Genomic DNA, 6,309 nt, shown 5'->3' with positions numbered 1-6,309 from the left:
ACTTGTCGGGGCTTGTAGTACACGCCAGATTCATCTGAGTGGTGGCTTCTTTCATAAGGAAGAACTGCCCTTTTTCGAAAGGGTGGTGCAAGTGGGAAAACGATAGTTCGTTGCCAGTACCAACCAAAAACATACTTGGGGTGTTACCATATGGTAGCATGAATGCTAGAGCGTCAAACTGTCTAGCGATAGACGAAAAGACCTAGTGTTCTAACTCAAGCCCCCACTGAAATGTTTTATCTCAGTGGGGGTAGTTGACTTATCAATTCTATGTACTGAGAATCACCGTATCCGATTGTTGGAAAAAGTTGAAACAACTTTATTAATAATTCATGATTTGATAAGCCTTGATTTTTAGAGATGAATTTCATTACGATATTATCTTCTTTTAGCATTTCTAAATATAAGTCTATAGCCTGATACATTACAGGTGGTACCTTACGGGAAGTCTTTTTATGGTTTACTAATACTTCATTGTATATAGATGAATAATTCCCCAATTCAAGTTCAATTTGATCTATTTTAAATTCATCCTCTCTGAAACTATTTAAGTATACCTTCCCTTTATAAGAAGACTGTTCAAGGTAAGAAAGCATGGTAAGTAGGGTCATTTGGCAAAACATATCTTCCCCGAACCATAAAACAATACATTTATACGTTTTCGTAAAAAGGTTTTCTAACGGGTCTATAACCTTTTTTGTATAACTTTCTATTGAACTGTTATGACCTTCTGCTCTTGTTTTAATAAACTCTTCATTAAAAACTTGTGCAGTAGCCACATTTACACACATTGCTTCGTTAAAAGGCGCATAATCAGACTCACCCATTAGCTTCTCAGTTTTAAATTCTTCATACAGCATTTGACCATTTAATATGTTAAGTACATCTTTATCAAACAGCTCTCTTTTCGCATTTCGTAACTGCTCAACCTCTAATTTTCTAGAAATATTCATTTTAAACTCCCCTTCTATTTTTAGTTTAATAAATGACTGAATAGGCATTTTGTTAAGTTGGAATTCTCTTGGATTCATTCCAAAAACATTCTTGAAAGCCCGGCTATATGCTTCTTGGGAAGAATACCCATAATCAAAAGCGACATCGATTATCTTTCTATCAATCGTCAAATCCCGCGTAGATAAATATAATCTCCTCAAAAGAATATAACGTCTAATACTAATGCCTGTTACTTGGTGAAATCTAAAAGAGCAGTAATACGGAGAATAACCCATATAACGCGATAATTCATTTAATGAAAATTCTTCTTTTAAATTGCTCTCAATCCAATCAATCATCTTCTGTATATGTTCATTCATTTACTTCACTCCTTATTTATAAGTATACAAGAGAATTATTTCTTTCTTTTGATATTTCTTGTGTTTTGTAGCATGGGGCATTCATTACATCATGCTTCTTTTTAAAGGATTTCAAAATCAAACACGAATGTTGTAAATAAAGATTCATTAATTCTATGTTCAAAAAATTTCAATTTAGAAAGGACGTTACAATGAACGATCACGAAAAAGAAATACTTCAATTCATAAATGAACAATATTCGTTAAATTTTATTAACATGAAACCAATAACGAATGAAATGTATCAATGTTTTACAGAACTAGGTACACACTTCATTAGAATTACAAACTACAAAACATATGAAGAACAGTTAGAAGAAGTTACATATACGAACTTTTTATATGAAAATGGTTTTGCAGTTCCTCCAATAATACCTTCTCTTAATGGGAATTTAGTAGAAAGGTTAACATTAGACAAGGAGATTTTTTCCGTATTATATAAAGCTGCTCCTGGTATACATTTACCAAGGTGTGAATGGAATTCTAATATATTTAAAAAGCTTGGTAAACAAATTGGAAAATTACATCGTATTTCTAAAAGCTTTGAAAAGACTAAACCGGTTAAATATATAAACGATTGGTATGAAAATGAAGAATATAATTTTCTTAAGTATATCCCTAAAGATGAAACTACTATAAGAGAAATTGCCTCTGACGTTTTAACTTCTATAAAGGGGCTAGAGAAATCTACTTCGAATTATGGCTTAATTCACGGTGATTTATGGTTAGAAAACATTTTAGTTGAAAACAATTCAAACTTAACAATGATTGATTTTCAAGACTGTGAAAAACATTTTTATATATTTGATTTAGCAGTTCCTATTTATAGTGCGATAGAATATTCATTTGCTGGAAATGGGAATATCGCAGACTATGAACATTCTATTACAAAAGCAATATTTGACGGATATCAAGAGGAAAATGAGCTACCTAAAGAGATGATAGACAAGTTGCCTATGTTTATTAAATTAAAGGAGATTTTTGAATATAGCTTAATGCATATGTATTGGGATAAAGAAGAATTAACTGAGGAACAAGTACGGATAATGAACCTTTATAGGCTGAAGATCGAAACTAAATATACCTATATTAATGTTTAAAAATGCTGTTGTTTAACTACAAGGAAAATTTAGTTAAACAACAGCATTTACTAATTAGCTACTAGACAACCTTTGTTTCATTACTTATAAATACTGATTCAATAATCTGTTTAAATACAATTCATTTTGCGGAGATACCCTCTCAGCAAATCTAGCTGCAATAATAATAGGAGCCCATTGAAAAATTTCATCTCTTGTTAGATCGGTATTCCTGCAATATATTTGCAAATACATTTCCGCTAATTCTATATAAGACTGTGCATACAATAAATATGTCCGAAACACATCTGCACGAATGTCACCTGAACTAGCATCAACCCAATCTATAATATTCACACTCTTATTACTCAAAATTAGATTAAACGGATGAAAATCCCCATGACATAATCTTGGTTCAAATTTGATTGAATGTAGCTTATTCAATATATTTCCCTTTTGTTTTTCATCCAATTTAAAAACAGATTTAATTTGTCGCTCTAATCTTTCTCTCATTGATTCTATTTCATCTGTGTTCATACGAATAGAATGAATCTTCTTTTGTTCATTCACACAAATATTTATGTAATGCTCTGCCTCATTTAGATTATTTAGCAGGAGATCACCAATACTATTTCCTTTTATGTATTCCATAATAATTGCCTGCCTATTTTGTATCTTTGTCACTTCAAATACGTTTGGAACTGGTAGCCCGCATGAATAAGCATATTTTTGTTTTTTTGCTTCATTTATAGACTCTGTATCTGGAAGATATTCTTTAAATAATTTTACAACCTTACTATCATAGAGATAGATTTCCGCTGTATTCCCTTTAGCTATCGGATTTCCTAAATTCAATTCATTTCTCTCCTTATTGTAAATTAAGCTGACACCTTATACTCCTATATAAATTCAGTGTAATTATGCGGAAACCCTTCTCTACGAAAATATTAAAAACTTACCACTTTCTATCCTTAAATAGAAAGTGGTAAGTTTAATTTACTAGGAACATTGGAAGGAAAATGTGGTGTATGCACAATTGAAAATGCATATCCCTGCTCAATAAATGATACTTCATTATGTTTACATTGAAATGGGACACTATTTCTCTTAAAGTTAATTTGGATTTGCTGTAAAAATGCTTGATCTGGTGTTCCGAAAGATACGTGCACTTTCGGTGGTATGGCTTTCATTGCAATTGGGATCCAAGGTCGTTGCCACCATGTTGCAACAATATATGCTGTGCCCCCTATAACAAAGTTGAAAATATCCCCATCTTCCATCGTTTTCATATTTAGATTTGATTTTAGCCATTCTGTAAATACAGGTACACTTTTAACGGGAAGTCCGATTTCCCTTACATATAAAATGTTTAAAGGGGAATGCGGTACTAATACATCTGCTTTAACATAACTATGCGCGATAATTTCGAGAAGATTTCCATCTCCATCTCTGAAATATAAGTTGAATCGACCGCTCTCTTCATCAATTGTATGACCATTTTTCCATTTCGCAATAAGTAATCCAGACTCTTTTAGCCATTTTGCTGTTTCATGAAATTTTGAATATGCGATTTCAAAAGCGAAATGTGCAGGTGCGATTGGTTCGTATACTTCTTGAAAACTAATTGTTGTATATGGTGTTACTTCAAATTGAATAAGTGATGCCGTTTCTTTTTTTATTGGAAAAGATAATATGTCCTTATATACTTGCTTTACCCCTTCTATCGAAACCGTTTGTAATTTTATATCTGATATATGTGTAATCACGTTACATTCCCCCTGTTTCTGATTATCTATCCGTATTGTATGACAATTATAAATAGATAAAATCAAACGGAAGGGTGGATTTTTCATATAAAAGCTACAACTTTAGTATGAATATTTAAATTTATCCTGCATTGTTTCCATACAAAAAAGCTGCCTTTCCTCAAACGAAAAGCAGCTTCTACAATAAAACACATTATGATTTTACAGCAATAATCATAAACCTTTTTGAATTCGTACGGATCCCTTTCTCAGAACTATTTGCATCAATGAACTTTTGTAAAATAGTAAAATCCTCATCCTCTTCTCCAAACCTAGAAATAATAGGCGTATGTTTTAATAAGAAAATAAGATCTTCAGCCGTACTGTAATAATCAGTAACATCATATTCACGTACTTGCACGAGTTCAAATCCTGCATTTATAAGTTCAGCCATACACTTTTCTTTTAAAGTTCCATCTCTTTCGCCTAAGCATTGTCCTCTTCCAAATGCTTCTTTTAGGTTCAATTTATCATGTTCGCTAACTTGTTGCGTTAAAAACAAAGCACCTTTTTTCATTACTTTTGCTAATTCGGATGCTATAAATGGCGCGTGACAACTAGAAGCAATATCAAAATGCGCATGTGGAAACGTTAAAGCTTCAGAATCCATTTGAAGAAACTCAACATTCTGTACATCTGATTTCTTTAAGTTAGAATGTGCTGTTTCAATCATGCCATTAGAATTATCTATTCCGATTAACAATTTAGCTGAAGATGATATATTAAGTACATTTTCTCCTCCACCTGTACCAACATCAAGTAAAATATGTGATGGCTTGCATCTTTCTTTTACCTCACTATAAAAATCCCATGTATCTCCTACAGTTTCACATTTTACTTTACTAAAATCCCATCCATTTATTCTTCCTACTTTATCATAAAAGTTTTTGTACTCTAATTCGTTCATTTTATGCTTTCCCCTTTGTTGATGCTTATATATTCCATAGCTTCTTAATGAAAATGAGCCATCAATTATTTATTCTATATACGCAAGCCAAGCTTCATAAAACGCTTGAACAGTACGGTACCTTTTACTTTTTTCTTTATGTAGCGCTTTTTTACATATATTATATAATTCTTGTGTACTTTCCCATTTTTCATAGCTTTTATCATTTTTCTCGCCGATAAAGGAAAAAGCAATTCCGGCTAACACATACACATTCGTTTCGCTTGTAATTTGTGCATGCAGTTCATATTCCTCCGGTGCTTTAAAGCGAGCTGTTCCCCAAAAATCCTCCCCAATTTCATTGAATACAGGTGTTTTTTGAAAGAAATCAATATCACAAATCGTCAGTTTTGATTGTTCAAAATTATATAAAATACTACCGTCATAAAAATCAACCATGACATAGCCTAGTGACTCCACATATGCTGCAAACTCAAAAATTTGTGTCAATATGTTAAGTCTCTTCGACACACATAATTTTCTTAACTTCACAAAAGGCGAATTTGGTGAATGGTGCTTTTCAAACGGTGTAAAGTTCCAATGATTGTGCATGCATTCCCCATCAATCCAATGAAACCTTAAACAAAATCCATTTTTCATTTGAATCGAATTAATATATGGAACTAGTAAAGGATGTTGAATTTGTTCATATACTTCCTTTGCTTTCATTAATCGTTGAATTGCATCCTCTACATTACCTTTATACTCTAAATTACGTGCACCAGCATACTTCAAAAAATAGCGTTGTCCATTCTCAATAATACCAAAGCTAATATTTCCTGAATCTTGCTGATCAAAAACAGTAAATACTTCTACACCCTTTAACCAATCAAAATTATGTTCCTCAGCTAATGTTATTGGGTATTGATTTTTTCCTATTGTAATATTTATCATGCGCTGCTCCTAGCTTTGAGCGAACGTAGTTTATAGAGGCATGATACGCATACTCAAATGATTTTTACCTCATACTTTACTTTCGTCTGTTTCTTCATAAAACATCACTCCTTTCAAATAAAGGTCCTTAATTTCATTCAATCACTACCGAAATATTCTTACTTTCTATTATATATTATAGAATACAAATTATAAGGAAAATATATTTCATGTGCACAGATAGTTTACATAAT

6 protein-coding genes are annotated in these 6,309 nt (G+C 31.9%); 1 reads left to right on the top strand and 5 read right to left on the bottom strand.

All coding sequences use genetic code 11. The features are described 5' to 3' along the window. Nucleotides 1-236: 236 nt before the first annotated feature. On the bottom strand, nt 237-1,313 hold the full coding sequence (locus BAQ44_RS19505; protein WP_071723097.1) for a helix-turn-helix domain-containing protein: 1,077 nt from the start codon (nt 1,311-1,313) through the stop codon (nt 237-239). A gap of 191 nt (nt 1,314-1,504) precedes the next feature. Between BAQ44_RS19505 and BAQ44_RS19500 the strand changes: the two genes are divergently transcribed. Beyond that, nucleotides 1,505-2,452 (top strand): phosphotransferase enzyme family protein, encoded by a 948-nt coding sequence (locus BAQ44_RS19500; protein ID WP_071723095.1) that lies wholly within the window; start codon nt 1,505-1,507, stop codon nt 2,450-2,452. A gap of 84 nt (nt 2,453-2,536) precedes the next feature. On the opposite strand, the gene BAQ44_RS19495 is transcribed toward BAQ44_RS19500, so the two are convergent. From BAQ44_RS19495 to BAQ44_RS19480, 4 genes are all read right to left on the bottom strand, one after another. Then, nucleotides 2,537-3,286 carry an aminoglycoside phosphotransferase family protein gene (locus tag BAQ44_RS19495; RefSeq protein ID WP_071723093.1) on the bottom strand — a complete coding sequence of 250 codons (750 nt, stop codon included), beginning with the start codon at nt 3,284-3,286 and terminating at the stop codon, nt 2,537-2,539. Nucleotides 3,287-3,402: 116 nt separating this feature from the next. Next, on the bottom strand, nt 3,403-4,197 hold the full coding sequence (locus BAQ44_RS19490; RefSeq protein ID WP_071723088.1) for a VOC family protein: 795 nt from the start codon (nt 4,195-4,197) through the stop codon (nt 3,403-3,405). Nucleotides 4,198-4,390: 193 nt separating this feature from the next. Then, nucleotides 4,391-5,143 carry a class I SAM-dependent methyltransferase gene (locus tag BAQ44_RS19485; protein WP_063262226.1) on the bottom strand — a complete coding sequence of 251 codons (753 nt, stop codon included), beginning with the start codon at nt 5,141-5,143 and terminating at the stop codon, nt 4,391-4,393. Nucleotides 5,144-5,212: 69 nt separating this feature from the next. Next, nucleotides 5,213-6,076 (bottom strand): serine/threonine protein kinase, encoded by an 864-nt coding sequence (locus BAQ44_RS19480; protein WP_071723086.1) that lies wholly within the window; start codon nt 6,074-6,076, stop codon nt 5,213-5,215. Between the last annotated feature and the right edge of the window lie 233 nt (nt 6,077-6,309).

Origin of the sequence: Bacillus mobilis (genome assembly GCF_001884045.1) — a bacterium.
In the GTDB taxonomy this organism is placed as follows: domain Bacteria; phylum Bacillota; class Bacilli; order Bacillales; family Bacillaceae_G; genus Bacillus_A; species Bacillus_A mobilis.
The sequence above is the reverse complement of the archived record's forward strand: the minus strand, read 5'-3'. Positions and strand labels throughout refer to the sequence as shown.

Bases quoted from the DNA above. Each gene is read 5' to 3' on its own strand.
- BAQ44_RS19505 (WP_071723097.1), bottom strand. From the start codon at position 1,313: ATGAATGAACATATACAGAAGATGATTGATTGGATTGAGAGCAATTTA.
- BAQ44_RS19500 (WP_071723095.1), top strand. From the start codon at position 1,505: ATGAACGATCACGAAAAAGAAATACTTCAATTCATAAATGAACAATAT.
- BAQ44_RS19485 (WP_063262226.1), bottom strand. From the start codon at position 5,143: ATGAACGAATTAGAGTACAAAAACTTTTATGATAAAGTAGGAAGAATA.
- BAQ44_RS19480 (WP_071723086.1), bottom strand. From the start codon at position 6,076: ATGATAAATATTACAATAGGAAAAAATCAATACCCAATAACATTAGCT.